Source organism: Arenimonas sp. (assembly GCF_022842045.1).
Lineage (GTDB): Bacteria > Pseudomonadota > Gammaproteobacteria > Xanthomonadales > Xanthomonadaceae > Arenimonas.
Genome location: NZ_JALHQI010000041.1, coordinates 1 through 26,352, shown reverse-complemented (window position 1 = coordinate 26,352; position 26,352 = coordinate 1). Strand labels below are relative to the sequence as shown.

22 protein-coding genes are annotated in these 26,352 nt (G+C 69.2%); 17 read left to right on the top strand and 5 right to left on the bottom strand.

Annotated elements, in window-relative coordinates; all coding sequences use genetic code 11:
- Positions 1 to 89: 89 nt before the first annotated feature.
- A complete protein-coding gene (locus Q0C12_RS09785; protein ID WP_290889622.1) occupies positions 90 to 623 on the bottom strand; it encodes a sigma-70 family RNA polymerase sigma factor in 534 nt (177 codons plus the stop codon).
- Positions 624 to 1,088: 465 nt separating this feature from the next.
- On the opposite strand from Q0C12_RS09785, the gene Q0C12_RS09780 reads away from it, so the two are divergent.
- The 13 genes from Q0C12_RS09780 to yeiP all read left to right on the top strand — a co-directional run bounded on the left by Q0C12_RS09780 (position 1,089) and on the right by yeiP (position 15,829).
- The gene (locus tag Q0C12_RS09780; RefSeq protein ID WP_290889619.1) at positions 1,089 to 2,189 is read left to right on the top strand and encodes a Glu/Leu/Phe/Val dehydrogenase dimerization domain-containing protein; all 1,101 of its coding nucleotides are present in this window, start codon (positions 1,089 to 1,091) and stop codon (positions 2,187 to 2,189) included.
- 103 nt (positions 2,190 to 2,292) lie between these two features.
- On the top strand, positions 2,293 to 3,450 hold the full coding sequence (locus tag Q0C12_RS09775) for an isovaleryl-CoA dehydrogenase (protein ID WP_290889617.1): 1,158 nt from the start codon (positions 2,293 to 2,295) through the stop codon (positions 3,448 to 3,450).
- A 205-nt stretch (positions 3,451 to 3,655) separates the two neighbouring features.
- Positions 3,656 to 4,831 (top strand): thiolase family protein, encoded by a 1,176-nt coding sequence (locus tag Q0C12_RS09770; RefSeq protein WP_290889614.1) that lies wholly within the window; start codon positions 3,656 to 3,658, stop codon positions 4,829 to 4,831.
- 156 nt (positions 4,832 to 4,987) lie between these two features.
- Positions 4,988 to 5,371, top strand: coding sequence for a hypothetical protein (locus Q0C12_RS09765; RefSeq protein ID WP_290889611.1), 384 nt, complete (start codon positions 4,988 to 4,990; stop codon positions 5,369 to 5,371).
- A 128-nt stretch (positions 5,372 to 5,499) separates the two neighbouring features.
- Positions 5,500 to 7,107 (top strand): carboxyl transferase domain-containing protein, encoded by a 1,608-nt coding sequence (locus tag Q0C12_RS09760; RefSeq protein WP_290889608.1) that lies wholly within the window; start codon positions 5,500 to 5,502, stop codon positions 7,105 to 7,107.
- Positions 7,108 to 7,112: 5 nt separating this feature from the next.
- Entirely contained in the window at positions 7,113 to 7,901 is a 789-nt protein-coding gene (locus Q0C12_RS09755) for an enoyl-CoA hydratase-related protein (RefSeq protein ID WP_290889605.1), read from the top strand.
- A gap of 16 nt (positions 7,902 to 7,917) precedes the next feature.
- Positions 7,918 to 8,370: a GxxExxY protein gene (locus Q0C12_RS09750; RefSeq protein ID WP_290889602.1), complete on the top strand. Its 453-nt coding sequence runs from the start codon at positions 7,918 to 7,920 to the stop codon at positions 8,368 to 8,370.
- Positions 8,352 to 10,352 (top strand): acetyl/propionyl/methylcrotonyl-CoA carboxylase subunit alpha, encoded by a 2,001-nt coding sequence (locus tag Q0C12_RS09745; protein ID WP_290889599.1) that lies wholly within the window; start codon positions 8,352 to 8,354, stop codon positions 10,350 to 10,352. The genes Q0C12_RS09750 and Q0C12_RS09745 overlap by 19 nt, the downstream gene beginning before the upstream one ends.
- Positions 10,353 to 10,354: 2 nt before the next feature.
- On the top strand, positions 10,355 to 11,242 hold the full coding sequence (locus tag Q0C12_RS09740; RefSeq protein ID WP_290889624.1) for a hydroxymethylglutaryl-CoA lyase: 888 nt from the start codon (positions 10,355 to 10,357) through the stop codon (positions 11,240 to 11,242).
- Positions 11,243 to 11,306: 64 nt separating this feature from the next.
- Positions 11,307 to 13,904, top strand: coding sequence for an EAL domain-containing protein (locus Q0C12_RS09735; protein WP_290889597.1), 2,598 nt, complete (start codon positions 11,307 to 11,309; stop codon positions 13,902 to 13,904).
- Positions 13,897 to 14,385 carry a GNAT family N-acetyltransferase gene (locus tag Q0C12_RS09730; protein WP_290889594.1) on the top strand — a complete coding sequence of 163 codons (489 nt, stop codon included), beginning with the start codon at positions 13,897 to 13,899 and terminating at the stop codon, positions 14,383 to 14,385. Before Q0C12_RS09735 ends, Q0C12_RS09730 begins: the two co-directional genes overlap by 8 nt.
- A gap of 37 nt (positions 14,386 to 14,422) precedes the next feature.
- Entirely contained in the window at positions 14,423 to 15,193 is a 771-nt protein-coding gene (locus tag Q0C12_RS09725; RefSeq protein WP_290889591.1) for an SDR family NAD(P)-dependent oxidoreductase, read from the top strand.
- A 72-nt stretch (positions 15,194 to 15,265) separates the two neighbouring features.
- Positions 15,266 to 15,829: an elongation factor P-like protein YeiP gene (yeiP, locus tag Q0C12_RS09720; protein ID WP_290889588.1), complete on the top strand. Its 564-nt coding sequence runs from the start codon at positions 15,266 to 15,268 to the stop codon at positions 15,827 to 15,829.
- Positions 15,830 to 15,904: 75 nt separating this feature from the next.
- Here the strand turns inward: yeiP and Q0C12_RS09715 are convergent, their stop codons facing one another.
- Positions 15,905 to 16,447, bottom strand: coding sequence for an NUDIX hydrolase (locus tag Q0C12_RS09715; protein WP_290889583.1), 543 nt, complete (start codon positions 16,445 to 16,447; stop codon positions 15,905 to 15,907).
- Positions 16,448 to 16,541: 94 nt separating this feature from the next.
- Between Q0C12_RS09715 and nhaC the strand changes: the two genes are divergently transcribed.
- The 4 genes from nhaC to Q0C12_RS09695 all read left to right on the top strand — a co-directional run bounded on the left by nhaC (position 16,542) and on the right by Q0C12_RS09695 (position 22,646).
- Positions 16,542 to 18,029 carry a Na+/H+ antiporter NhaC gene (gene nhaC, locus Q0C12_RS09710; protein WP_290889581.1) on the top strand — a complete coding sequence of 496 codons (1,488 nt, stop codon included), beginning with the start codon at positions 16,542 to 16,544 and terminating at the stop codon, positions 18,027 to 18,029.
- Between the two features lie 35 nt (positions 18,030 to 18,064).
- Positions 18,065 to 19,552: an amino acid permease gene (locus tag Q0C12_RS09705; protein WP_290889578.1), complete on the top strand. Its 1,488-nt coding sequence runs from the start codon at positions 18,065 to 18,067 to the stop codon at positions 19,550 to 19,552.
- Positions 19,553 to 19,576: 24 nt separating this feature from the next.
- Positions 19,577 to 20,932, top strand: a complete 1,356-nt coding sequence (locus Q0C12_RS09700) for a sodium-dependent transporter (protein ID WP_290889575.1) — start codon at positions 19,577 to 19,579, stop codon at positions 20,930 to 20,932.
- 76 nt (positions 20,933 to 21,008) lie between these two features.
- Positions 21,009 to 22,646: an oligopeptide:H+ symporter gene (locus tag Q0C12_RS09695; RefSeq protein ID WP_290889572.1), complete on the top strand. Its 1,638-nt coding sequence runs from the start codon at positions 21,009 to 21,011 to the stop codon at positions 22,644 to 22,646.
- 24 nt (positions 22,647 to 22,670) lie between these two features.
- Here the strand turns inward: Q0C12_RS09695 and Q0C12_RS09690 are convergent, their stop codons facing one another.
- The 3 genes from Q0C12_RS09690 to Q0C12_RS09680 form a co-directional block, all read right to left on the bottom strand.
- On the bottom strand, positions 22,671 to 23,306 hold the full coding sequence (locus tag Q0C12_RS09690) for an exopolysaccharide biosynthesis protein (RefSeq protein WP_290889569.1): 636 nt from the start codon (positions 23,304 to 23,306) through the stop codon (positions 22,671 to 22,673).
- Between the two features lie 109 nt (positions 23,307 to 23,415).
- Complete coding sequence (locus Q0C12_RS09685; RefSeq protein WP_290889566.1) at positions 23,416 to 24,981, bottom strand: alanine/glycine:cation symporter family protein; 1,566 nt, start codon at positions 24,979 to 24,981, stop codon at positions 23,416 to 23,418.
- Positions 24,982 to 25,065: 84 nt separating this feature from the next.
- Positions 25,066 to 26,352: DNA recombination protein RmuC (locus Q0C12_RS09680; RefSeq protein ID WP_290889564.1), on the bottom strand; the 1,287-nt coding region annotated here is incomplete at its 5' end.

The window sequence follows — 26,352 nt, the reverse complement described above, 5'->3', positions numbered from 1 at the left end:
GGCGCGCGCCGGCGGCGGCGCCACGGCCGGCGTCAGGCCGGCCAGGGCGGCCAGCAGCAGGTCGTCGGCGGGGTCGGGGCGGCGGGTACTCATTCGGATTCACCGTCGGCCATCAGCGCGGCGCGCATCGCGGCCAGGCCGCGGCGGGCGTGCGATTTCACCGTGCCCAGGGGCAGGCCGGTGCGCTGCGCGATTTCAGGCTGGGACAGGTCCTCCTGGTAGGTGAGTTCGATGACGGTGCGCTGGGCCGGGCTCAGCGCGCGGAAGGCGTGCTGCACGGCCTGGGTGTTGCCGAGGCGGTCGAGGACATCGGCCGGATTCGTTTCACCTGGCGTATACGACTCGTCCGAGCCGTCCGGATGCAGCGGCTGCTCCAGGCGCTGCCGGCGGCCGCGGCGCTGCCTGTCGACCGCGCGGCTCCAGGTGAGCGTCAACAGCCAGGCCATCACGGCGCCACGCTCCGGGCAGAAGCCCGCCGCCTGTTCCCAGGCCTGGAGGAAAACGTCGCTGACGACCTCTTCCGCATCCTGCGGTTGGCGCAACACGCGCATGGCCAGGCCGTAGACCCGCGGCAGCGCCAGGTCATAGAGCCGTCCCAGCGCCGCCGTGTCGCCAGAACGCATGCGGCCGACCAGGGCTACCAGGGCGGCTTCGTCGGCCGTGGCGTCGGCGGTGTCGGGGCTGGCGAGCTGGGTGGCGATGGCGCGGATCCGCGTGAAGGCGGCGCCATTGGGCGTGCGGCGGCGGCTACGCCATGTGAAGCCGCGCCCGGCGCGCAGGCAAAAAAATGGGCGATCGCGTGGCGACCGCCCAACAACCCTGCTCGAGGGTCCTGGCCAGCCGCCTTCCGGGGAGAGACAAGGCAGCCAAGCCTCAGTAGTAACGCTGCACTGCGGCAAGACCGGACACGGCGCCCGGCCTGCCCGGTTAGAGCGTTTGCTTTACACTACGGCGCGCCTCGGGCGGGGGTGGCGGTCGCCAGCCCAACCAAAAGCGCGTTAATTCAATAACTTGCGGATACTTTTTAAAGTAACCTCGCACGCCTGCAGTCGCGCAGGCCCGCGCCATCCGCCGGACCGGAGCCTTCCATGATCTTCGAAACCATCTCCACCTCGGGCCACGAGGAAGTGGTGTTCTGCCATAACAAGGACGCGGGCCTGAAGGCCATCATCGCGATCCACAACACCGTGCTGGGCCCCGCGCTCGGCGGCACCCGCATGTGGCCCTATGCCAGCGAGGCCGAGGCGCTCAACGACGTGCTGCGCCTGAGCCGCGGCATGACCTACAAGGCGGCGGTGTCGGGCCTGAACCTGGGCGGCGGCAAGGCGGTGATCTGGGGCGACCCGAACAAGGACAAGTCCGAGGCGCTGTTCCGCGCCTTCGGCCGCTTCGTCAACTCGCTCGGCGGCCGCTACATCACCGCCGAGGACGTCGGCATCGACGTCAACGACATGGAATACGTGCTGCGCGAGACCGAGTTCGTCACCGGCGTGCACCAGGTGCACGGCGGCTCGGGCGACCCGTCGCCGTTCACCGCCTACGGCACCCTGCAGGGCCTGATGGCCGCGCTGCAGGTCAAGTTCGGCAACGAGGACGTCGGCAACTACTCCTACGCCGTGCAGGGCGTCGGCCACGTCGGCATGGAGTTCGTGAAGCTGCTGCGCGAGCGCGGCGCCAAGGTCTTCGTCACCGACATCAACAAGGACTCGGTGCAGCGCGCCGTGGACGAGTTCGGCTGCGAGGCCGTGGCCCTGGACGACATCTACGACGTCGACGCCGACGTGTACTCGCCGACCGCCCTGGGCGGCACGGTGAACGTCAACACCCTGCCCCGCCTCAAGTGCAAGGTCATCTGCGGCGCCGCCAACAACCAGCTGGCCACCGACGAGATCGGCGTCGAGCTGCAGAACAAGGGCATCCTGTACGCCCCGGACTACGCGGTGAACGCCGGCGGCCTGATGAACGTCTCGCTCGAGATCGACGGCTACAACCGCGAGCGCGCGATGCGCATGATGCGCACCATTTACTACAACCTGGGCCGCATCTTCGAGATCGCCAAGCGCGACGGCATCCCGACCAACAAGGCCGCCGACCGCATGGCCGAAGAGCGCATCAGCGCGATCGGCAAGCTGCGCCTGCCGCACCTCGGCGCCCCGGCGCCGCGCTTCCAGGGCCGCCGCGGCAACTGAGCAAGATCGGGGTCAGGTTCCGAACCTGACCCCGCGTTGTTGACCGGCCCGCGACGTTGGGCCGGTCATGCTTTCGGGCTATCTCCCACGACACGGAGTCACCATGCGCACGTTTCCCCTCGGCGAAGACCTCGATGCCCTGCGCGACGCCGTCCGGCGTTTCGCCGATGCCGAGATCGCGCCGCGGGCGGCGCAAATCGACCACGACAACCTGTTCCCGGCCGACCTGTGGCCGAAGCTGGGTGAAATGGGCCTGCTCGGGCTCACCGTCCCTTCGGAATACGGCGGCTCGGACATGGGCTACCTCGCTCACCTGGTGGCGATGGAGGAGATTTCCCGCGCCTCCGGTTCGGTCGGCCTGAGCTACGGCGCGCACAGCAACCTTTGCGTCGCCAACCTCTACGCCAATGGCAACGAGGCCCAGCGGAAGAAGTACCTGCCCGGCCTGTGCAGCGGCCAGCTCAAGGGCGCGCTGGCGATGAGCGAGCCGGGCGCCGGCTCCGACGTGGTGGGCTCGATGAGCTGCCGCGCCGAGCTGCGCGACGGCAAGTGGGTCGCCAACGGCAACAAGATGTGGATCACCAACGGCCCCGAGGCCGACGTGCTGATCGTCTACATGCGCACCGCCGGCAAGGAAGCGGGCTCGCGCTGCATGACCGCCTTCCTGGTCGAGAAGGGCATGAAGGGCTTCAGCACCGCGCAGAAGCTCGACAAGTTGGGCATGCGCGGCTCCAACACCTGCGAGCTGGTGTTCGAAAACTGCGAGATCCCGGCAGAAAACGTGCTGGGCGAAGTGAACCAGGGCGTCAAGGTGCTGATGAGCGGCCTCAACACCGAGCGCCTGGTGCTCACCGGCGGCCCGATCGGCCTGATGCAGGCGGCGCTGGACATCGCCCTGCCCTACGTCCGCGAGCGCAAGCAGTTCGACCAGGCGATCGGGACCTTCGGCCTGATGCAGGGCAAGATCGCCGACATGTACACGGCGCTGCAGTCCAGCCGCGCCTTCGCCTACCAGGTGGCCCGCGACTTCGACGCCGGGCACGCCAGCCGCGTGGACTCGGCCAGCTGCCTGCTGCACGCCAGCGAGGCCGCGGTGCAGGTGGCGCTGGAGGGTATCCAGGCGCTGGGCGGCAACGGCTACATCAATGAGTACGCGACGGGGCGGATTTTGCGCGACGCCAAGCTTTACGCCATTGGCGCCGGCACGAACGAGATTCGCCGGATGCTGATTGGGCGGGAGTTGTTCGAGGACCGCGGCTGAAGGCGGCTCAGGAGCAGGAGATAGTGAATAGGAGTTAGGAGGTAGTGAGAGCCAATCTCGCGGAACCCCGCTCCTACTATCTCCTAACTCCTACTCACTATTTCCTCCTCCCCCCCCCTCACCCGCCCCTCGGCCGATTCCACCCCCCACAGCCCCCAACCGCCTCGGGCATAATTGCGTTTTCCCGCATTTACCCGGAGCCACCATGTCCAAGGTCGTCATCGTCGGTGCCAAGCGCACCGCCCTCGGAGCCCTGCTGGGCCAGTTCACCGGCGTGCCGGCCACGCAGCTGGGCAGCACCGCCATCCAGGCCGCCGTCGCGCAGGCCGGCGTCCAGGCCGACGCCGTCGATGAAGTGATCATGGGCTGCGTGCTGCCCGCCGGCCTCGGCCAGGCCCCGGCCCGCCAGGCGGCCCTGGGCGCCGGCCTGTCCAAGGCCACCGGCTGCACCACCATCAACAAGGTCTGCGGCTCGGGCATGAAGGCGATCATGATGGGCGCCGACCTGATCCGCGCCGGCTCGGCCAGCGTGGTCGTCGCCGGTGGCATGGAGTCGATGACGAACGCCCCGCACCTGCTGATGGGCTCGCGCACCGGCACCAAGTACGGCAGCACCGAGATGCTCGACCACATGGCCTGGGACGGCCTCACCAACCCCTACGACAAGCAGGCCATGGGCGTGTTCGGCGAGCTGTGCGCCGACAAGTACGCCTTCAGCCGCGCCGAGCAGGATGCCTACGCCGCCGAATCCGTGCGTCGCGCCCTGGCCGCCCAGGCCGAGGGCGCCTTCAAGGACGAGATCGCCCCGGTCACCGTGGCCGGCCGCAAGGGCGACGTGCTCGTGGACACCGACGAGCAGCCGGGCCGGTGCGACATCGCCAAGATCCCGACCCTGCGCCCGGCCTTCAAGAAGGACGGCACCATCACCGCCGCCGCCTCCTCGTCCATCAACGACGGCGCCGCCGCGGTCGTGCTGGCCTCCGAGGAGGCCGCCAAGGCCCACGGACTGGCCCCGATCGCCACCCTGGTGGCCCAGGCCGGCCATGCCCAGGAGCCCGAGTGGTTCACCACCGCCCCGGTGGCGGCCATCCGGAACGTGCTGGCCAAGGCCGGCTGGTCGGTGGCCGACGTCGACCTGTTCGAGGTCAACGAGGCCTTTGCCGTGGTCGCCATGGCCCCCATGAAGGAGCTGGGCATCCCGCACGAGAAGCTGAACGTGCACGGCGGCGCCTGCGCCCTGGGCCATCCGATCGGCGCCTCGGGTGCCCGCCTGGTGGTCACCCTGGTCAACGCGCTCAAGCGCCGGGGCGGCAAGCGGGGCGTCGCCGCCCTGTGCATCGGCGGCGGCGAGGCCACCGCGGTGGCGGTCGAACTGGCCTGACCGTACGGTTCACCCGGCGGCAGGCAGGAAAATATATTTTCGGTTAACGCTTGGTTCCGCTTGACTCCCGCCAAAGTCTTGTCAAGATTGTGTGCACGTGTGCCAACTGGCACACGTCTTGTTACTCCAAATTCGTCTAGACGAGGAAACAAACCCATGTCCCTGAACAAGACCCTGCTCGCCATGGCCCTGGGCCTGGCCCTGGCGGCCTGCTCGAACCAGGCTGAGCAGGCGGCTGACGCGGCGAACGACGCCGCTGCTGCTGCCGACGCTGCCGCCACCGACGCCGCCGACGCTGCTGCTGCTGCTTCCGACGCCGCGACCGAAGTCGCTGCCGACGCTGCCGACGCCGCTGCCGACGTTGCTTCGGACGCCGCCGACGTGGCCGCCGACGCCGCTGCCGACGCCGCTGGTGCGGTCGAGGCCGGTGCCGAAGAAGCCGCCGACGCTGCCGCCGAAATGGCCGATGACGCTGCCGAGATGGCCGATGACGCCGCCGACGCCGCCGAAGAAGCTGCTGACGCCGCCGAAGGCAACTAAGCCTTCCGCGAGTTCCAAGGGAAACGGGCGCGACGCAAGTCGCGCCCGTTTTCTTTTGCGCGCCCGGAAGCTGGCCGCCCCCGCGCGCGGCCCGTAAACTCCCGGGGTTCCCCGCCGAGCCCGCGCGCATGCCCACCCTTTCCAGCCACGTCGATCCCCGTTCGCCCGAGTTCCAGGACAACGCCGCCGCCCTGCGCGCCGCGGTCGCGGACTTCGAGGCCCAGCTGGCGCGCGTCGCGCTCGGCGGCGGCGACAAGGCCCGCAGCAAGCACACCGAACGCGGCAAGCTGCTGCCGCGCGAGCGCATCACCGCCCTGCTCGACCCGGGCTCGCCCTTCCTTGAACTCTCGGCACTGGCCGCCGGCGGCATGTACGACGACGTGGCGCCCGCCGCGGGCGTGATCACCGGCATTGGCCGCGTGCACGGCCAGGAGGTCGTGGTGGTGGCCAACGACGCCACGGTGAAAGGCGGCACCTACTTCCCGATGACGGTGAAGAAGCACCTGCGGGCGCAGGAAGTGGCGATGGAAAACCACCTGCCCTGCCTCTACCTGGTCGATTCCGGCGGCGCCTTCCTGCCGCTGCAGGACGAGGTGTTCCCGGACAAGGAGCACTTCGGCCGCATCTTCTACAACCAGGCCCGGCTCAGCGCGATGAACATCCCGCAGATCGCCGTGGTGATGGGCAGCTGCACCGCCGGCGGCGCCTACGTGCCGGCGATGTGCGACGAATCGATCATCGTGCGCGAGCAGGGCACGATCTTCCTCGGCGGCCCGCCGCTGGTGAAGGCGGCCACCGGCGAGGTGGTGGACGCCGAGTCGCTGGGCGGGGCCGACGTGCATACGTCCGTGAGCGGCGTGGCCGATCATTTCGCCGAGAACGATCGCCACGCGCTGGAGATCGCGCGGGACATCGTCAGGCACCTCAACCGCAAGAAACAGCTGCCGGTCGCGGTGCAGCCGCCCAGCGAGCCCCTGTTCCCGGCCGAAGAGCTTTACGGCGTGATCCCGAAGGACACCCGCCGCCCCTTCGACATCCGCGAGGTTATCGCCCGCGTGGTGGACGGCAGCGAGTTCCAGGAGTTCAAGGCGCGCTACGGCAAGACGCTCGTCTGCGGCTTCGCGCACATCCACGGCTACCCGGTGGGCATCGTCGCCAACAACGGCATCCTGTTCGCCGAAAGCGCGCTCAAGGGCGCGCACTTCATTGAACTGTGCAACCAGCGCGACATCCCGCTGGTGTTCCTGCAGAACATCACCGGCTTCATGGTCGGCAAGAAGTACGAGAACGCCGGCATCGCCAAGGACGGCGCCAAGATGGTGACCGCCGTGGCTTGCTCGCACGTGCCGAAGTTTACCGTCGTCATCGGCGGCAGCTTCGGTGCCGGCAACTACGCCATGTGCGGCCGCGCCTACGGCGCCCGTTTCCTGTGGACCTGGCCGAACGCGCGCATCAGCGTGATGGGTGGCGAGCAGGCGGCCAGCGTGCTGGCCACGGTGAAGCGCGATGGCCTCGAAAGCGCCGGCAAGACCTGGAGCGCCGACGAGGAGGAAGCCTTCAAGGCCCCGATCCGCGACCAGTACGAGCGCCAGGGCCACCCCTACTACGCCACCGCGCGGCTGTGGGACGACGGCATCATCGACCCGGCCGATACCCGCCGCGTGCTCGGCCTGGCGCTGTCGGCCAGCCTCAATGCCCCGATTGAAAAAGATCGCTTCGGCGTCTTCCGGATGTGATGGCGATGCAGACGATCCGCCTCGACCAAACGGCCGGCACCGCCCGGATCTCCCTGGCGCGAGCCAGCGTGCACAACGCCTTCGACGACGTCCTGATCGCCGAGCTGACCGCCACGCTTGAGCAGGTCGAGGCCGACCCCACGGTACGCGCGGTCGTGCTGACCGGGGAAGGCAGCACCTTCTCCGCCGGCGCCGACCTCGGCTGGATGCGGCGCATGGCCCAGGCCAGCGAGGACGAGAACCGCGAGGATTCGCTGAAGCTGGCGAAGCTGATGCGCACGCTCAATTTCCTGTCCAAGCCCACCCTCGCCCGCGTCAACGGCTCCGCCTACGGTGGCGGCGTCGGACTGGTCGCCTGTTGCGACTACGCGATCGGCGTGGAGAGCGCGAAGTTCTCGCTGTCGGAAGTGAAGCTGGGCCTGGTGCCGGCGGTGATCTCGCCCTACGTGACCGCCGCCATCGGTCCGCGCCACGCGCGCCGACTGTTCACCGGCGCCGAAGTGATCGAGGCGCAGGAGGCGCGGGCCATTGGCCTGCTGCACACGCTCGCGCCGGCTGCCGAGCTCGACGCCGTGGTCGACCGCGCCTTGCACTTCTGGGCCAAGGGCGGCCCGGTGGCCCAGCAAGAGGCGAAGCAGCTGGCACTGCGCACGGCCGGCTTCACGCGCGAAACGGCCGAACGCATCGACACCGAGAACGCCGCCCTCATCGCCCGCCTGCGCGTTTCCCCCGAAGGGCAGGAAGGCCTCACCGCCTTCCTAGACAAACGGGCTCCGGGTTGGGTCACGAGTTGAACGCGGATAAAAGCGGATGGGCGCGGATCAGAGCGGATTGATTAGGGAAGCGGTGACGGAAACCGTCATTGGCGCGTTCTACTCGGTGTACAACGAGTTGGGTGTCGGATTCCTTGAGCAGGTGTACGAGAACGCCTTGATGGTTTGTCTGCTGGATGCGGGACTGCCGGTCCTGCAACAGCAGCGTATCGACGTTTACTTCAAGGGCCACAAGGTCGGGGACTACCGAGCCGATCTGATCATTCCGGACGAGCTACTGATCGAAGTGAAGGTCGCCTCCACGATATCCCCCGCCCACGAAGCCCAGCTGGTCAATTACCTCAAGGCAACAGGGGTACCCATCGGCCTGCTGCTTAATTTCGGCCCGCGCCCCCAGGTCAAACGCCGGGTACACTCCAAAAATCCGCTCTTATCCGCGCCCATCCGCTCTTATCCGCGTTCAAAACGAGAATGTTCAACAAAATCCTGATTGCGAACCGCGGCGAGATTGCCTGCCGGATCATCCGCACCTGCCGCCGGCTCGGCATCCGCACGGTCGCGGTTTACTCGGAGGCCGACGCGCACGCCCAGCATGCCCGGCTCGCGGACGAGGCCTGGCCGATCGGCGGGCCACGGCCGCAGGACAGCTACCTGCGCGGCGACGCCATCATCGAGGTGGCCAGGCGCGCCGGTGCGCAGGCCATCCATCCGGGCTACGGCTTCCTCAGCGAGAACGCCGACTTCGCCGACGCGGTCGAGGCGGCGGGCATCACCTTCATCGGGCCCGGCGCGGCGTCCATGCGCAAGATGGGCAGCAAGGCCGGCGCCAAGCAGCTGATGCACGCACAGGGCGTGCCGGTGGTGCCGGGCTACACCGGCGAGAACCAGGACCCCGCGCACCTTCAGGCCGAGGCCGACCGCATCGGCTACCCGCTGATGATCAAGGCCGCGCACGGCGGCGGCGGCAAGGGCATGCGCATCGTGCGCGCCGCCGGCGAGTTCACCGCCGCGCTCGAGAGCTGCCAGCGCGAGGCCGCCAGCGCCTTCGGCCGCGACCGCGTGCTGCTCGAGCGCTACATCGGCGAGCCGCGCCACATCGAGATCCAGGTCTTCGCCGACCGCCACGGGCAGACCATCCACCTCGGCGAGCGCGAGTGCTCGGCCCAGCGCCGCTACCAGAAGGTGGTCGAGGAATCGCCCTCGCCGTTCCTGACGCCCGAGCTTCGCCTGAAGATGGGCGAGGCCGCGGTCGAAGCCGCCCGCGCCATCGACTACGTCAACGCCGGCACGGTCGAGTTCATCGTCGGCCCGCAGGGCGATTTCTACTTCATGGAAATCAACACCCGCCTGCAGGTCGAGCACCCGGTCACCGAGCTCGTCACCGGCCTGGACCTGGTCGAATGGCAGCTGCGCGTCGCGGCCGGCGAGCACCTGCCGCTGCACCAGCAGGACATCAGCCACCGCGGCCACGCCATCGAAGTGAGGCTGTACGCCGAGGACCCGTCCCAGGGCTTCCTGCCCGGCTCGGGCAAGCTCGAGCGGCTGCGCCTGCCGGCCCCGTCGGCGCACGTGCGGCTCGATGCCGGCGTGGTCGAGGGCGACACCGTCACCATCTTCTACGACCCGATGATCGCCAAGCTGATCGTCTGGGACCTCGACCGCCCGCGCGCCCTGGCCCGCCTGCGCGAGGCGCTGGCCGACTGCGAGATCGCCGGCCCGAAGTCGAACATCGACTTCCTCGAAAAACTGGTGCGCCACCCGCGCGTGGTCGAGGGCACCATCCACACCGCCTACCTCGACCGCCACCTCGAGGAAGTGCTGCCGCGCGACGCGGCCCTGCCCGACGCCCACCTGGCGCTGGCCGCCGCTGCCTCCGCGCTGCACGACGAAGCCAGCACCCGCGCCGCCGCCGGCTCCGGCCCTGATCCGCACACCCCGTGGGCGATCGCCGACGGCTGGCGCCTGGGCCACGCCGGCGAGCGCCTGCTGTGCTTCCTGCACCGCGGCGAACGCATCGAGGTACACGCCCGCGGCAGCGCCGGCGACTACCGCCTGCGCATCGGCGAGCGCGAGCTCACCGTGCGCGGCGCCCGCTTCGCCGACGGGCGCCTGGGCGCCGAGGTCGACGGCCGGCAGTGGCGCATGCGCGTGCACGCCGACGCCGGCTCGGCCAGCGTCCATGACGGCGAACACCGCGTGCGGCTCGAGCGCGTGCCGGCCTACCGCTTCGACGGCAATGCCGCCGCCGGTGTCGGCGACCGCCTGGTCGCACCGATGCCCGGCCGCATCGTGCTGGTGAAGGCCCAGCCTGGCCAGGTCGTCGCCGAGGGCGAGGAGCTGCTGGTGATGGAGGCCATGAAGATGGAGCTGAGCCTGAAGGCCCCGCGCGCCGGCACGGTGGCGGCGGTACAGGCCACCGCCGGCGATTTCGTCGAATCCGAGGTCGTGCTGGTCCGGCTGGAGGCACTGTGAGCCTGCCCGCCCGCGTCCGCATCGTCGAGGTCGGCCCCCGCGACGGCCTGCAGAACGAGAAGGCCATCATCCCGGCGGCCGCCAAGATCGAGCTGATCGACCGCCTCACCGCCACCGGCCTGCGCAGCATCGAGGCCACCAGCTTCGTCAGCCCCAAGTGGGTGCCGCAGCTGGCCGATGCCGCCGAGGTCTTCGCCGGCATCCACCGCGCGCCTGGCGTCGCCTATCCGGTGCTGGTGCCGAACCTGCAGGGCTACGAGCGCGCCCGCGCGGTCGGCGCGGAGGAAGTCGCGGTGTTCACCGCTGCCTCCGAGGCCTTCAATCGCAAGAACATCAACGCCGGCATCGACGAGAGCATCGAGCGCTTCATGCCGGTGCTCGAGCGCGCCCGCGCCGATGGCGTGAAGGTGCGCGGCTATGTCAGCACCGTGCTCGGCTGCCCCTACCAGGGCGAGGTGCCGGTGGCCGACGTCGTGCGCGTGGCGAGCCGCATGCACGCGCTGGGCTGCTACGAGGTCTCGCTCGGCGACACCATCGGCATCGGCACCCCGGGCGCCGCCCGGGCCATGCTGCGCGCCGTCGCGGCCGAGGTGCCGATGGCGGCGCTGGCCATCCACTTCCACGACACCCGCGGCCAGGCCCTGGCCAACATCCTCGCCTGCCTCGGGGAAGGCGTGGCCGTGGTCGACGCGGCGGTCTCCGGCACCGGCGGCTGCCCCTACGCCCCCGGCGCCAGCGGCAACGTCGCCACCGAGGACGTGGTCTACATGCTCGAGGGCATGGGCATCGCCACCGGCGTCGACCTGCCCCGCCTGGTCGACACCGGCCGCTGGCTGGCCGCCCTGCTCGGCCGCAGCTCCGGAAGCAAGGTCACGCTGGCCGCGGGCTGACGCGGCGGCGGCGGGCCGCCGGTGTATGCTCGGGCCAGCCCCGCCACCGCCGACCCACGACGGAATGCAGCCCGACAGCCCGCCCCGCGACGCCGACGCCACCCCGACGCAGGACGCGGGCGCGTCGCGCATTGCGGCGCTGGTGTCGCGGCTCGAGCGCTGCCTGACCACGGGATCGCCCGCCGACGCCCAGCTGCTCTCGGCCCTGCTCGCGGAACTGCATGGCCTGCAGCGCGAGGCCGACAGCCTCCGGCTGCGCTACGAATCCCTCTTCAATGCCGTGCCCGACCCGGTCAGCATCCTGGATTCCGAGGGCCGCATCCTTGCGCTCAATCGCGCCGGCATGAAGGCTTACCGGCTGCCGCGCGAGGAAATCGTCGGCAAGCTGGTCCACGTGATCAATCCCGACCTGTCGCCCCACCACATGGGCCCGGTGCTGGAGGCGCTGGCGCGCGACGAGACCTACGTGGTCGAGGTCAGCAACAGGCGCGCGGACGGAACCCGCTTCCCGGTCGAAGTGCACTCGGCCAGCTTCCACGACGGCCCGCACCACCACATCATCGCCGTCGCCCGCGACCTGAGCCTGCGCCAGGAGGCCGAGCTCAACTACCATGCGCTGCTCTCGGCGATCGACAAGGGCGTGCTGTTCCAGGGCTTCGACGGCCGGCCGCTGTCGGCCAATCCGGCCGCTTACCGCATCCTCGGCATCGACGACAGCCTGGACATCGCCGCCAGCCTGCGCTTCGACGACTGGCTGGTGATCGACCACCGTGGTTACCCGATCAGCTTCCGCGACCTGCCGCCGCTGCGCTCGCTGGCCACCGGGCAGATCATCGAGAGCACCCTGCTCGGCCTCTACCACCACAAGCGCAAGCAGCTCACCTGGATCTCGGCCACCTCGGTGCCGCAGTTCCACCCGGGTGCCGACAAGCCGCACCAGGTGATCTCGCTGTTCTCGGACGTGACCGAACTCAAGCGCGACAGCTCGCTGTTCCTGCGCGCCCAGGCGCTGGCCCGCATCGGCGGCTGGGAGTGGGACGGTGGTCGCCGCCGGCTCTACCTCACCGACGAAGCCCTGCGCATCATCGGCCGCCGCGACGACCCGCCGATGAACCTCGACGACGTGATGGATCAGATCGCCGAGCCGCACCGCAAGCCGGTCGAGGACGCGATCGAGAGCGTGGTCCGCGACGGCGGCGGCTTCGACCTGGAGGTACAGGTGGTGCGGCCCGACGGCGAGCGCCACTGGGCCCGCCTGATCGGCCAGTCCGAAGGCCGCGCGCCGATGTCCACCCGCCTCACAGGCACGCTGCAGGACATCACCCAGCGCCGGCAGATCGAAGAGGCGCTGCGCAGCCAGGCGCGCACCGACCCGCTCACCGGGCTGTTCAACCGCGACGGCATCCTGGGCGAACTCGAGCGCCGGCTTGGCGACAACGCTGTGGGCACCACCGTGATCTACGTCGACCTCGACCGCTTCAAGCTGGTGAACGACCTGCTGGGCCACGCCGCCGGCGACCACCTGCTGGTGAACGCCGCGCGGCGGCTCGAGCGCTGCGTCGGCGACACCGGGCTGCTGGCGCGCTTCGGCGGCGACGAGTTCCTGGTCGTCACCGACCAGCGCGCCGGCGCCGGCATGGCCGAGCTGCTGGCTGAACGCATCACCCGCGCTTTCGGCGACAGCTTCCGCTACGCCGGCGAGGAATTCACCATCACCACCAGCGTGGGCCTGGCGCGCCACCCCGAGCACGGCCGCACCGTGCAGCAGCTGGTCAACAACGCCGACGCGGCGATGTACGCCGCCAAGCACAAGGGCCGCAACACCTGGCAGGTGTTCAACCCCGAGCTGGCGCAGCAGCAGCACGACCGCGTGCAGATCGAGGCGCAGCTGCGGCGCGCATTGGACAATGGCGAATTCCGCCTGGTGTTCCAGCCGCTGGTGTCGCTGGCCGACGGCCGGGTGCGCACCGCCGAGGCGCTGATCCGCTGGCACAGCCCGACCCTGGGCGAGATCGCGCCGGATCACTTCATCAGCCACGCCGAGACCACCGGCGACATCGTCCGCATCGGCGCTTGGGTGATCGAGGCCGCCTGCCGGCAGATGGCGGCCTGGCGCGACGCGGGCCTGACGCTCGAGCGCGTGGCGGTGAACGTGTCCTACCGCCAGTTCCTCACCGAGGACCTGGTGCAGACCATTACCCACGCGCTTCGCGACCACGGCCTGCCGGGCTCGGCGCTGGAGCTGGAGTTCACCGAGCGCGTGCTGATCGAGGACGCGCCCGACACCCTCAACACCTTCGAGGCGCTGCGGGCGCTGGGCGTGGTGCTGACCATCGACGATTTCGGCGAGGGCTACAGCGCGCTGAACTACCTGCGCCGCCTGCCGATCCACGGCCTGAAGCTGGCGCACAGCTTCCTGCAAGGCGTGCCCGCGAACCCGTCCGACGTGGCGATCTGCCAGGCCGTGGCCGGCATCGCCCGCGGCCTGGGCCTGGATGTGGTGGCCGAGGGCGTGGAGAGTCCGGCGCAGCGCGATTTCCTGCTGGAGCTGGGCATCGGCACCGGCCAGGGCTTCCTGTTCAGCCCGGGCCTGGAACCCGAAAGTTTCGCGGCCTACCTGCGCCAGGCCGGATTGAAGGTGCCCGTGGCGGCCCATGACTGAGCGCTTCGCGATCCGGCCGATCACGCCCGCCGACGACGCGGCCGTGGCCGGCATCATCCGCGCGGTGATGCCCGAGTTCGGCGCCAGCGGACCGGGCTTCGCCATCCACGACCCCGAGGTGGCCGGCATGTGCGCCGCCTACGACCGCCCCGGGGCCGCCTATTTCGTGGTCGCGGTCGACGGGCAGGTGCTGGGCGGCGGCGGCGTCGCGCCCCTGGACGGCGGGCCGGACGGCGTCTGCGAGCTGCGCAAGATGTATTTCCTGCCGGCACTGCGTGGCCTCGGGGCCGGCAGCGCGCTGATGGCCCGCTGCCTGGACACCGCCCGGCGCCTGGGCCACCGCCAGTGCTACCTCGAGACCCTGCGCGGCATGGACGCGGCCCAGAAACTCTACGAGCGCACCGGCTTTCGGCGCCTCGACGGCCCGATGGGCGCCACCGGCCACTTCGGCTGCAACCGCTTCTACCTCCTCGACCTCTGACTGGTAAACTCGCGGGCTGTTTCCGAGGGGGTTTCCCATGCAGATCCAAGACACCCGCGCCGTCATCACCGGCGGCGTTTCCGGCCTGGGCCTGGCCGTGGCCGAGTACCTGGTCGCCGGGGGCGCCAAGGTCGCGCTGCTCGACATCAACGACGACAAGGGCGCCGCCGCCGTGGCCGCGCTGGGCGCCGACAAGGCGCGCTATTTCCGCACCGACGTCACCGACGAGGCCAACGTCGAGGCCAACCTCGCCGCCGCCCGCGACTTCATGGGCGGGCTGAACGCCGCGGTGAACTGCGCCGGCATCCTCGGCGCCGGCCGCGTGCTGGGCAAGGACGCGCCGATGCCGCTCAAGAACTTCGCCGGCACGGTGATGGTGAACCTGGTCGGGAGCTTCAACGTGGCCAAGGCCGCCGCCAACCTGATGCAGCACAACTCCGCCGGCGAAGACGGCGAGCGCGGCGTGATCGTCAACACCGCCAGCGTCGCCGCCTACGAGGGCCAGATCGGCCAGGCCGCGTACTCGGCGTCCAAGGGCGGCGTGGTGGCGATGACCCTGCCGATGGCGCGCGAACTGGCCCGCTTCGGCATCCGCGTCAACACCATCGCCCCGGGCATCTTCTGGACCCCGATGGTGGACGGCATGCCGGAAGCCGTGCAGCAGTCGCTGTCGGCCTCGATCCCCTTCCCGTCGCGCCTGGGCCAGCCGGCCGAGTTCGCGGCCCTGGTGGCCTACATCCTGGGCAGCCGCTACCTCAACGGCGAGACCATCCGATTGGATGGCGCGGTCAGGTTGGCTCCCAAGTAATCCTGAGCTCCCCCTCCCCGGCCCTCCCCCATTGCGTGGGGGAGGGAGAAAATCATTAGACAGAGAACGAAGATGAAAGCTGGCGAGATCAAGAAAGGCAACGTCATCGAGCACAACGGCACCGTGTACCAGGTGCGCGACATCGAGCGCAGCTCGCCGCAGGGCCGCGGCGGCAACGTCAAGTTCCGCTTCACCCTGTACAGCGTGCCGGGCGGCGTGAAGTACGACCTCAGCGCGGGCGCCGACGACGAGCTGCGCGAAGTCGAGCTCAGCCGCCGCGAGTGCACCTTCTCGTACAAGGACGGCGAGGCCTTCGTGTTCCTCGACGCCGAGGACTACACGCCCTACCAGCTCGATGCCGACGTGGTCGGCGACAGCGCCGGCTACATCACCGAGGGCCTGGAGGGCTGCTACATCCAGCTGATCGAGGACGCCCCGGTGGCCGTGCAGCTGCCGCCCAGCGTGCAGCTGGAAGTGGTCGAGACCCCGCCGGAACTCAAGGGCGGCACCGCCACCAAGCGCCCGAAGCCGGCGCGCCTGAACACCGGCATCGAGATCATGGTGCCGGAGTACATCACCAACGGCGAGAAGATCTGGGTCAGCACCGCCACCGGCGAATTCAACGGCCGCGTCTGACACCTCCTGCAGGAGGGACTTCAGTCCCGAAGCTCTTTGGCGGAAAGCTTCGGGACTGAAGTCCCTCCTACCGTTTCAGCGGGCCAGCCACTTGCGGGCCATGCGGCGCAGGGATTCGTCGGCCGAGGGGTCCTCGGCGATTTCCGCCACCGGCTTCCACGCCAGCGCCAGCGACTCCTCGTTGAGCACGAACGCTTCGCTGCCGGTCGCACGCACCACGAAGCGCACGTCGTAGTGCCAGTGCTCCGGCTCGCTGCCGCGGGCCGGGATGGCGTGGCGGTCCAGGTCCAGGATCGCGGGGTCCACCACCAGGTCCACCAGCCCCGATTCCTCCTCCGCCTCGCGCAGCGCCACCCGCGGCAGGTGCGCGTCCCCGTCGGCATGGCCGCCCAGCTGCAGCCAGCGCCCGAGCTTGCGGTGGTGCATCAGCAGCACCCGCTCGCCGTCCCCGCTGACCACCCAGGCCGAGCCGGTGAAATGCCCGGCCAGCCGCGCCCGCTCGAACACCGGCCCCTCCTCCGCCAGCAGGGCACGGAACAGCCCCACGACCTCGCCTTCGGCCGGGTAACGCGCCAGGTAATCGTCGAACAGGCGGGCCAGGGGCAGGCGGTCTTGCATGGGGTTTCCGGACGGTGGCGAAGGGCGCCAGCATACCCGCACGGGCCGGGCCGGCTCGGGTAAACTCGGGCGATTACTCTGGGGAGAGAGCCCGATGACCGAACCGTCCCAGGCCGCGAAGGCCCGCGAACCGACCCTGCTGCAGGCCTTCCTGCCCCTGGTCCTCCTCTTCGCCCTGCTCGGGACCTCGGTCTACCTGTTCGCGGACAACTCCGCGTATGGCGGCAGCCAGATTTCGCTGCTGCTGGCCGGCGGCGTCGCCGCCATCATCGGCATCCGCAACGGCATGCGCTGGGACGACGTGCAGGACGCCATCGTCCACGGCATCTCGATTTCCACCAACGCCATCCTCATCCTGCTCGCGGTCGGCTCGCTGATCGGCTCCTGGATCCTGTCGGGCGCGGTGCCCACGCTGATCCACTACGGGCTGATGCTGCTCGACCCGTCGTATTTCTACCCGGCCGCCTGCCTGGTCTGCGCCATCGTCGCCGTCACCATCGGCAGCTCCTGGACCGTCGCCGGCACCCTGGGCGTCGCGCTGATGGGGGTCGCTGCGGGCCTGGGCCTGGATCCGGCCATCACCGCGGGCGCGGTCATCTCCGGCGCCTACTTCGGCGACAAGATGTCGCCGCTGTCGGACACCACCAACCTGGCCCCGGCCGCGGCCGGCAGCGAGCTGTTCGCGCATGTGCGGCACATGGCCTGGACTACCGGGCCCAGCATCCTGATCGCGCTGGCCGGCTTTGCCTGGCTCAGCTTCGGCGCGGTCGCCGGCACCGCCAGCGTCGGCTTCGACGACCTCTCGGCCGAGCTCTCGCGCCTCTTCGCGATCGGTCCGCACCTGCTGATCCCGCTGGTGGTGGTGTTCGGGCTGGCGATCAAGCGCTTTCCCGCCTACCCGACCATCCTGATTGGTGCCCTGCTCGGCGCGATCTTCGCAGTCATATTCCAGCCCGAGCTCGTGGTGGCGCTGGCCGGCGACGAGGCGCTGTCGCGCCCGATGGCGCTGCTCAAGGGCGCGTGGGCCTCGTTGATCGACGGCTACAAGGGCGAGTCGGGCAACGAGGCGATCGATTCGCTGCTCAACCGCGGCGGCATGTCTTCGATGCTCAACACCGTGTGGCTGGTGATCTGCGCCATGTCCTTCGGCGCCATCATGGAGAAGGCCGGCCTGCTCGAGCGCCTGATCCGCAGCGTGCTGAAGATGGCGCGCAGCACCGGCTCGCTGATCGTCGCCACCCTGGTCACCAGCTTCGGCACCAACGTGCTGGCCGCCGACCAGTACCTGGCCATCGTGCTGCCGGGCCGCATCTACCGCTCCGAGTACGAGAAGCGCGGCCTGGCCGCGGTGAACCTCTCGCGCGCGCTGGAAGACGCCGGCACCATCACCTCGCCGCTGGTGCCCTGGAACACCTGCGGCGCCTACATGGCCGCCACGCTCGGCGTGGCCACGCTCGACTACCTGCCCTACGCCCTGTTCAACCTGGTTAATCCCGTGCTGGCCGGCATCCTGGCCTATACGGGCTTCAAGATCCTCAAGCTCGAAGTTGGCGGCGCGATCGCGTCCCGCCGCGTCGACTGAGCCCTTCCGCCGGTACCCACCGAGACGTCCCGCCCATGTTCAAGAACCTGCTGATCGTCAAACCCGTCGCCCCGATGCCCCATGTCGACGCGGGTGAACCCGTGGAGGGCAGCCTCAAGGGCGAAGCCAACCTCAAGCGCGTGCTGGGCGCGCGGCAACTGCTGCTGCTGGGCGTGGGCGCAATCATCGGCGCCGGCATCTTCGTGATGACCGGCCAGGCCGCGGCCAACCACGCCGGCCCGGCGATCATGCTCAGCTTCGTGCTGGCGGGCCTGGCCTGCGCCTTCGCCGGCCTGTGCTACGCCGAGTTCGCGGCGATGATCCCGGTCTCGGGCAGCGCCTACAGCTACACCTACGCCACGCTTGGCGAAGCCATCGCCTGGTTCGTCGGCTGGAGCCTGGTGCTGGAATACCTGTTCGCGGCCTCCGCGGTGGCCGTGGGCTGGTCCGCCTACACCATCAGCCTGATGGAGAACCTGGCGGCGATGTCCGGTTCGGAATGGAAGTTCCCCGCCTGGCTGGCCTCCGCCCCCTTCACCTACACCAACGGCGAGGTGCTGATGACAGGTTCGCTGTTCAACCTGCCGGCGGTGCTGATCGTCGGCGCGGTGGGCGTGCTGTGCTACGTCGGCATGCGCCAGTCGGCCTTCGCCAACGCCATCATCGTCGCGGTCAAGGTCACGGTGATCCTGGCCCTGATCGGCTTCGGCTCGCAGTACGTGAACCCGGAGAACTGGGTGCCCTTCATCCCCGAGAACGAGGGCGGCGACCGCTTCGGCTGGGAGGGCGTGCTGCGCGGGGCCTCCATCGTCTTCTTCGCCTACATCGGCTTCGACGCGGTCTCGACCGCGGCGCAGGAGGCCAAGAACCCGCAGCGCGACATGCCGATCGGCATCCTGGGCTCGCTGGTGGTCTGCACCCTGCTCTACATCATCGTCGCCGCCGTGCTCACCGGCATGGTGCCCTACACCGAGCTCGGCACCGCCAAGCCGGTCGCCACCGCCCTCGAGCCCTATGCCGACCTGGCCTGGCTCAAGCTCGCCGTCGAGATCGGCGCCGTCGCCGGCCTGAGCTCGGTGATCCTGGTGATGCTGATGGGCCAGCCGCGCATCTTCTTCGCCATGTCCCGCGACGGCCTGTTGCCGAAGTTCTTCGGCGCCGCCCACCCGAAGTTCGGCACCCCGCACAAGGCGACGGTCGTCGTCGCCCTGGTCGCGGCGGCGCTGGCGGCGTTCTTCCCGCTGGGCGTGCTCGGCGACCTGGTGTCGATGGGCACCCTGCTGGCCTTCGCCACCGTGTGCATCGGCGTGCTGGTGCTGCGCAAGACGCGGCCTGACCTGCCGCGTGCATTCCGGGTGCCGTTCGCGCCGGTCATCTGCATCCTGGGCGCCCTGTCCTGCCTGGCCTTGGTGTTCTTCATGGGCTGGTACAACTGGGCGCTGCTGGGCGCGTGGACGCTGATCGGCTTCACCATCTACTTCGGCTACGGCTACCGCCACAGCTACCTGCGCCGCGGCGCCTGACCCGACCCAATACCGGAAGCCAGCATGGACAACCACTCGATCCACGGCATGTGGTCCTCGCGCCTCGCCTTCATCCTCGCCGCCAGCGGTTCGGCGGTGGGCCTGGGCAACATCTGGCGCTTCCCCTACCTGGCCTCCGACAACGGTGGCGGCGCCTTCGTATTGATCTACCTGGGCTGCATCCTGCTGGTGGGCCTGCCGATCATGGCCGCCGAGATCCTGATGGGCCGGCAGGGCCGCATGAGCCCGGTGAACACGCTGCGCAAGCTGACCCGCGAAGGCGGCCACAGCGGCGCCTGGACCGTGATCGGCTGGATCGGCATGCTCGCCGCGGTCGCCATCCTCAGCTTCTACAGCGTGGTGGGCGGCTGGACCCTGCACTACACCTGGCTGTACATCGCGCAGCTGTTCGGCGGTGCGCCGATCACCGACCCGGGCGCCACCTTCACCGCCCTGCTCGCCAGCCCCAGCACCCTGATCTTCTGGCACAGCATGTTCATGCTGGTCACCGTGGGCGTGGTGGCGATGGGCGTCGAGAAGGGCCTCGAGCGCGCGGTGAAGTTCCTAATGCCGCTGCTCCTGCTGATCCTGCTGGTCCTGCTGGCCTACGGCATCAGCACCGGCAAGATCGGCCAGGCCTTCGAGTTCCTGTTCAAGCCCGACTTCAGCGAAGTCACCGGCGACACCCTGCTCGCCGCGCTGGGCCAGGCCTTCTTCTCGCTGAGCCTGGGCATGTGCGGCATCATGACCTACGGTGCCTACCTGCCCAAGGACATCTCCATCCCGCGGGTGGCAGTCACCGTCGCGGGCGTGGACACCACCATCGCCCTCCTCGCCGGCCTGGCGATCTTCCCGGTGCTGTTCGCCTTCGGCCTCGACCCGGCCGGTGGTGGCGCGGGCCTGATCTTCACCTCGCTGCCGCTGGCCTTCAACGACATGGCCTTCGGCATCCCGTATGCGATCGCGTTCTTCGGCCTGCTGTTCGTGGCCGCCTGGACCTCGTCGATCTCGCTGCTCGAGCCGCCCACGGCCTTCCTGGTCGAGAAGGGCAATGTTTCGCGCAAGTCGTCCGCGCTGATCGCGGCGCTGGTGATCTGGGGCATCGGCCTGGTGACGGCGCTGGGCTTCAACGTCTGGCAGAGCGTGCGGGTGTTCGGCCGCGACCTGCAGGGCGCGATCGAGTTCGTCGCCTCCGACATCATGCTGCCGGTCGGCGGCCTGCTGATCGCGCTGTTCGCGGGCTACGTGCTCAGCCGCGACATCACCCGCCGCGAGCTCTCGCACCTCACCGACGGCGGCTACCGGGCCTGGCGCTTCCTGATCTGCATCATCGCCCCAGTGCTGGTGCTGATCGTGCTTGCCGCCAAGATCCTCGGCTGACCAACCCTGGCCGCTGCGCGGGATTCGCGCAACGGCCGTCTCCACCACCCGCGACGACCGCCCCAAGGACCTCCCGATGACCTCCCCCAGCGTGGCCCCTGGCGCGGTGGGTGCAGATGCACCTGCGCCCCTGCCCGGCCAGATCCGCTACATCATTGGCAACGAGGCCTGCGAGCGCTTCAGCTTCTACGGCATGCGCAACATCCTGGTCGAGTTCCTGGCGGCCAGCGTGCTGCTGGCGGCGCTGCCGATCCTGGACAGGCAGGGTTACGCCAAGGACATCTTCCATACCTTCGTGATCGGCGTTTACTTCTTCCCGCTGCTCGGCGGCTGGCTGTCGGACCGCTTCTTCGGCAAGTACAACACGGTCCTCTGGTTCTCCCTGGTCTACTGCGCGGGACACGCCTGCCTGGCGATGTTCGAGGACAGCCGATCCGGCTTCTTCACCGGCCTTTTCCTGATCGCGCTTGGCTCCGGAGGCATCAAGCCCCTGGTGGTGTCATTCGTCGGGGACCAGTTCGACCAGACCAACAAGAGCCGCGCCCGCGTCGTGTTCGATGCGTTCTACTGGATCATCAACTTCGGCTCCTTCTTCGCCTCGCTGCTGATGCCGCTGGTCTTGCGCAACTGGGGAGCGGCCTGGGCCTTCGGCATACCGGGCCTGCTGATGTTCATCGCCACGCTGATCTTCTGGCTGGGCCGAAAGCAGTACGTCAATGTCCCGCCCTCGGGTCCCCATCCGGATTCCTTCCTGAGCGTGGTCAAGACCGCGCTGACGCACGGCGCGCCCGGCGTGGGCAGCCTGATCGCCGGCGCGGCGATCACCGTGGCCGGCTTGATGTTGGCGCTGTGGGCAACGGGTGCGCCGATCTGGCCCGCCGGCTGGGGCTTCGTGATCACGGCCTGCCTGGCCTTGGGAACGCTGATTGGCGGCGTCGGCTGGGGCGCGTCGCTGCAGTTGGACCGGGCCCGGGACAGCCACCCCGAGGCCGCGATCGAAGGCGTAAGGGCGGTGCTGCGTATCCTGGTCGTGTTCGCGCTGGTCACGCCGTTCTGGTCCCTGTTCGACCAGAAGGCCTCGACCTGGGTGCTGCAGGGCGGCGAGATGGTGATGCCGACCTTCGCGTCCCTGCCCGACGGCATCGCCGCCTTCCTGCGCGGCTGGTTCGCCTCGCCCTCGCAGATGCAGGCCTTGAACCCGCTGTTCGTGATGATGCTGATCCCGTTCAACAACCTCGTGCTCTACCCCGCCCTGCGCCGACTCGGCTTCAACCCGACGCCGCTGCGCCGCATGGGCTGGGGCATCGCCTTTTCGGCGGTGGCCTGGGTCCTTGCCGGCGTGATCCAGCTGCAGCTCGATACCGGCGCAAGCCTGTCGATTGGCTGGCAGACCTGGCCCTACCTGCTGCTGACCTTCGGCGAGGTGCTGGTGTCGGCCACGGCGCTGGAGTTCGCGTACAGCCAGGCCCCGCATGCAATGAAGGGCGTGATCATGGCGTTCTGGTATCTCACCAGCACGTTTGGCGGCTTGTGGGTGCTGCTGACCAACGCGACGGTGCGCCATCCGGGCGTGATCTCCTGGATCAACGGCCAGGGCTGGAGCGAGAACGCCTTCCTGATGTTCTTCTTCGCCGGTTTCGCCGCGGCCGCAGCGCTGGCCTTCATCGCCTATGCGCGGCGATATCCCGTCCAGGACAACTACCGCAAGGCCTGAGCACCGCAGCCGGCGAGCCCCTGGTCAGCCCCAAAGGGCACGCAGGGCCGCGCCGCCGCCAGCGAGCACAGCACCGAAATAGACCAGCGACGCCAACTGGGCCGCGTGCCCGGCGAGCACTGCGCCGCCATCGCGCTGGATGAAGCCGATGGCATACAGCAGCAGCGCGATCGCAGGCAGGGTGTTGCTGAAGGGCAGGAAGCTGAGCGGCGCCATGAGCAGCAGCGCCGCGGTGATGTAGGCCAGGTTGCCGGTGATAAGCCAGGCACGCTGCTCGGCCAGCCGGCGCAGCCGGTGCGGACGGCTGATCCGTTCGAACCGTTGCACCCATTGCAGGCCAGCCGCCAGCGCGTTTCGTACGCGCGCGCCTGGCAACACCCGTTCGCGCAGCCGGCGAGGAAGCCAAAAAGGACGTCCGGTCAGACGGCTGATGCCCACCATCACGATCGCCGCGCCAAACACGGTGCTGACCCCGGGGATCGATACGGGCACCAGGAAGACCAGCACCATCAGCGCCGTCAACAGCAGCAGGCCCTCGTCGCCTATCACTTCCACCAGGCTGCCCAGGCTGACGCCTTCGTCCGGCAACTGGTCGATGATGGCCTGGAGCTGTTCACCCAGGGAAAGCGCGGGCGGGGGCAGCGGCAGTTCGTGGGTCATGGGCGGGACTTGGGTTGCGGCGAGCGCTTCGGGCCTGGCGGCCCTGCTGCAGAACGAAACGGCGCGGAGGGTGTCCGCGCCGTTTCCGGGGTGTTGCCTGGCGCGCGGCTTACCGCGCGGCAGCCCCGTCGGTGCGGGCGATCTCGCCGGACTGGATGCGGGCCAGGTAGCTGGTGAGCTCGCGCTTGACCACCGGCATGAGCAGGTAGACACCGATCAGGTTCGGGATGGCCATGATGAAGAGCAGGCCGTCCGCGATGTCGACGATGCTGGCCAGCGGCATGGTGCAGCCGACGACCGCCATGGCCAGGTAGAAGAACTTGAAGCCGTACAGCGCGACCTTGGATTCCTTGAACAGGAAGCTGCAGGCCTTGGCACCGTAGTAGGCCCAGGTGATCGTGGTCGAGAACGCGAACAGCAGCACCACGAAGGCCAGCGCGTACGGGAACCAGGGCGAGACGGTCGCGAACGCATTGGACGTCAGCTGCACGCCGTCGGCGCCGCCGACGACATGCTGGTTGGTGATGATGATGACCAGCGCGGTCATGGTGCAGATCACGACCGTGTCAATGAACGGTTCCCAGAGCGCGACGAAGCCCTCGCTCAGCGGCTCCTTGGTCTTGACCGCCGAGTGCGCGATCGCCGCTGAACCCAGGCCGGCCTCGTTCGAGAAGGACGCGCGGCGGAAGCCCTGGATCAGGGCTCCGACGACACCGCCCGCCACGCCCTCGGCGGTGAAGGCGCCGTCGATGATGGCCATGAAGGCGCCGGGTACCTGCGGCAGGTTGGTCAGGATCACGAACAGCGCGCCGACCAGGTACAGCGCCGCCATGCCCGGCACCAGCCGCGCGGTGACGCTGCCGATGCGGGTGATGCCGCCGATGACCACGATGCCGCCGAGGATGGCGTAGACCAGGCCGAACCAGAGGCTGCCGTTGGCGGGCATCAGGCTGCCGGCGACGTTGGACATCTGCGCGAAGGCCTGGTTGGCCTGGAACATCGCGCCGGCGCCGATCGCGCCCAGCATCGTGCAGACCGCGAACACCACGGCCAGCACCATGCCGAAGCCAGCGGCCTTCGGATAGTTCTTGGCGATGCCGCGGCTGAGGTAGTACATCGGGCCGCCGGAAATCGTGCCGTCCGGCTTCTCCAGGCGGTACATCACGCCCAGGGTGCATTCGACGAACTTCGAGGACATGCCCAGCAGGCCCGCGAGGATCATCCAGAAGGTCGCACCGGGGCCACCGATGGTGATCGCGACGGCGACGCCGGCGATATTGCCCAGGCCGACGGTGCCGGACACGGCCGAGGTGAGCGCGCGGAAGTGGCTGACCTCACCGGCGGAGCTGGCGTCGTCGTACTTGCCCCGGATCAGGTCAAAGCCGTGCTTGAAGCCGCGGATGTTGATGAACCGGAAATAGAGCGTGAAGATCAGCGCGGCCAGGATCAGCCACCCGACGATCAGCGGGAACATGACCGGCGCCTCGTCAGTGCCGCTGACACGGACCGAATAGAAGATCGCGCCGGACACCGCGTCGGCAACGGGCCTGACGGCCGCATCGATCTGCTGGGCGATGGTGGGCTCGGCCGCGGGCGCGGCGGCGACGTCCTGGGCCTGGACCCCGGCCGCGGTGGCCAGCCACAGCAGGCTGATGATGCAGAAACGAATGAACATCCGTGGTGCTCCTCCCCGATACCAGCCCCGGAGTCTACCTAATCCGGCCCGCAGGTGCGGGCCGCCCCGGGGGGCCGCCGAGGGCTAACCCACCGGGTCGTCGGCACCCTCGCCCGCCGCGGCATCCGTGCCCGCGCCGGCGTCACCGTCGATGGCTTCGCCCGACCCGTCGTCGGCCCCGTCGTCGCTGAGGTCCCGCAAGGCGGCCGGCATCCGCTTGGACGGCGCCACGCCCAGCTCGCGCAGCATCTCGGCCTGGCGCACGACGTTGCCGCGCTGCTGCGACAGCTTGGACACGGCCGACGCGTGCAGGTCGCTGGCGCGACGCAGGGCCTCGCCCACCTTCAGCAGGTCCTCGGTGAACAGCACGAACTTGTCGTACAGCACCGCCGCGCGGCTGGAGATGGCCTTGGCGTTGGCGTTCTGGTGCTCGGTGCGCCAGATCTGCGCGACCAGCCGCAGCGAGGCCAGCAGGTTGCTGGGACCGACCAGGATGATCTTGCGCTCGAAGGCATAGGCATAGAGCTGGGGGTCGCGGCGCAGGGCCTCGAGGAAGGCAGCTTCCACCGGCACGAACATCAGCACCATGTCGGGGCTGGTCAGGCCCTCCAGCCGGCTGTAGTCCTTGTCGCCCAGTTCCTTGACGTGGCTGCGCAGTGCCAGCACGTGGCGGGCAAAGGCCTGCTCGCGCTCGGCCTCGTCGGCCGCCTCGCAGGCGCGCTGGTAGTCGAGCAGCACCATCTTGGCGTCGATGACGATGCTCTTGTCCTCGGGCAGGCGCAGCACCGCGTCGGGACGGTAGCGGTCGCCGTCGCCGTCCTTGAAGCTTTCCTGGGTGAGGTAGTCGCGGCCCTTCTCCAGCCCGGCGGTTTCCAGCAGGCGCTCGAGCTTGAGCTCGCCCCAGTAGCCCTGGCTGCGGTTGTCGCCGCTGAGCGCGCGGCTGAGGCTCTGGGCCTCCTGGCCCAGCGTCTGGTTCAGGCGCACCAGGTCGTCCAGGCGCGTCTGCAGCGCAACACGCGAGTTGTTCTCTTTCTCGTAGGAATCGGTGACGACCTTGCGGAAGCCGTCGATCTGCTCGCGCAGCGGATTGAGCAGCTGGCCCAACTGCTGCACGTTGGCCTCGCCGAAGCGCCTGGACTTGTCCTCGAGGATCTCGGCGGCCAGGGCCTGGAACTCGGCCTTGAGGCGTTCGCGCGAACTCTCGAGGTCCCGGTAGCGCTGTTCGGCCGCCTGCTGCTGCTCCTGCAAGCGGGCCTCCAGCGCGGCCGCGCGGGCGTCGCCGGCCGCGCGCAACTCACCCAGCTGCCGGTGCTCGGCTTCCAGCGCCGACAGCCGGCCGCGCAGGTCGGCGGCCTGGGCCTGGGCGGCCTG

Bases quoted from the DNA above. Each gene is read 5' to 3' on its own strand.
- Q0C12_RS09785 (WP_290889622.1), bottom strand. From the start codon at position 623: ATGCGTTCTGGCGACACGGCGGCGCTGGGACGGCTCTATGACCTGGCG.
- Q0C12_RS09780 (WP_290889619.1), top strand. From the start codon at position 1,089: ATGATCTTCGAAACCATCTCCACCTCGGGCCACGAGGAAGTGGTGTTC.
- Q0C12_RS09775 (WP_290889617.1), top strand. From the start codon at position 2,293: ATGCGCACGTTTCCCCTCGGCGAAGACCTCGATGCCCTGCGCGACGCC.
- Q0C12_RS09770 (WP_290889614.1), top strand. From the start codon at position 3,656: ATGTCCAAGGTCGTCATCGTCGGTGCCAAGCGCACCGCCCTCGGAGCC.
- Q0C12_RS09765 (WP_290889611.1), top strand. From the start codon at position 4,988: ATGTCCCTGAACAAGACCCTGCTCGCCATGGCCCTGGGCCTGGCCCTG.
- Q0C12_RS09760 (WP_290889608.1), top strand. From the start codon at position 5,500: ATGCCCACCCTTTCCAGCCACGTCGATCCCCGTTCGCCCGAGTTCCAG.
- Q0C12_RS09755 (WP_290889605.1), top strand. From the start codon at position 7,113: ATGCAGACGATCCGCCTCGACCAAACGGCCGGCACCGCCCGGATCTCC.
- Q0C12_RS09750 (WP_290889602.1), top strand. From the start codon at position 7,918: ATGGGCGCGGATCAGAGCGGATTGATTAGGGAAGCGGTGACGGAAACC.
- Q0C12_RS09745 (WP_290889599.1), top strand. From the start codon at position 8,352: ATGTTCAACAAAATCCTGATTGCGAACCGCGGCGAGATTGCCTGCCGG.
- Q0C12_RS09735 (WP_290889597.1), top strand. From the start codon at position 11,307: ATGCAGCCCGACAGCCCGCCCCGCGACGCCGACGCCACCCCGACGCAG.
- Q0C12_RS09730 (WP_290889594.1), top strand. From the start codon at position 13,897: ATGACTGAGCGCTTCGCGATCCGGCCGATCACGCCCGCCGACGACGCG.
- Q0C12_RS09725 (WP_290889591.1), top strand. From the start codon at position 14,423: ATGCAGATCCAAGACACCCGCGCCGTCATCACCGGCGGCGTTTCCGGC.
- yeiP (WP_290889588.1), top strand. From the start codon at position 15,266: ATGAAAGCTGGCGAGATCAAGAAAGGCAACGTCATCGAGCACAACGGC.
- Q0C12_RS09715 (WP_290889583.1), bottom strand. From the start codon at position 16,447: ATGCAAGACCGCCTGCCCCTGGCCCGCCTGTTCGACGATTACCTGGCG.
- nhaC (WP_290889581.1), top strand. From the start codon at position 16,542: ATGACCGAACCGTCCCAGGCCGCGAAGGCCCGCGAACCGACCCTGCTG.
- Q0C12_RS09705 (WP_290889578.1), top strand. From the start codon at position 18,065: ATGTTCAAGAACCTGCTGATCGTCAAACCCGTCGCCCCGATGCCCCAT.
- Q0C12_RS09700 (WP_290889575.1), top strand. From the start codon at position 19,577: ATGGACAACCACTCGATCCACGGCATGTGGTCCTCGCGCCTCGCCTTC.
- Q0C12_RS09695 (WP_290889572.1), top strand. From the start codon at position 21,009: ATGACCTCCCCCAGCGTGGCCCCTGGCGCGGTGGGTGCAGATGCACCT.
- Q0C12_RS09690 (WP_290889569.1), bottom strand. From the start codon at position 23,306: ATGACCCACGAACTGCCGCTGCCCCCGCCCGCGCTTTCCCTGGGTGAA.
- Q0C12_RS09685 (WP_290889566.1), bottom strand. From the start codon at position 24,981: ATGTTCATTCGTTTCTGCATCATCAGCCTGCTGTGGCTGGCCACCGCG.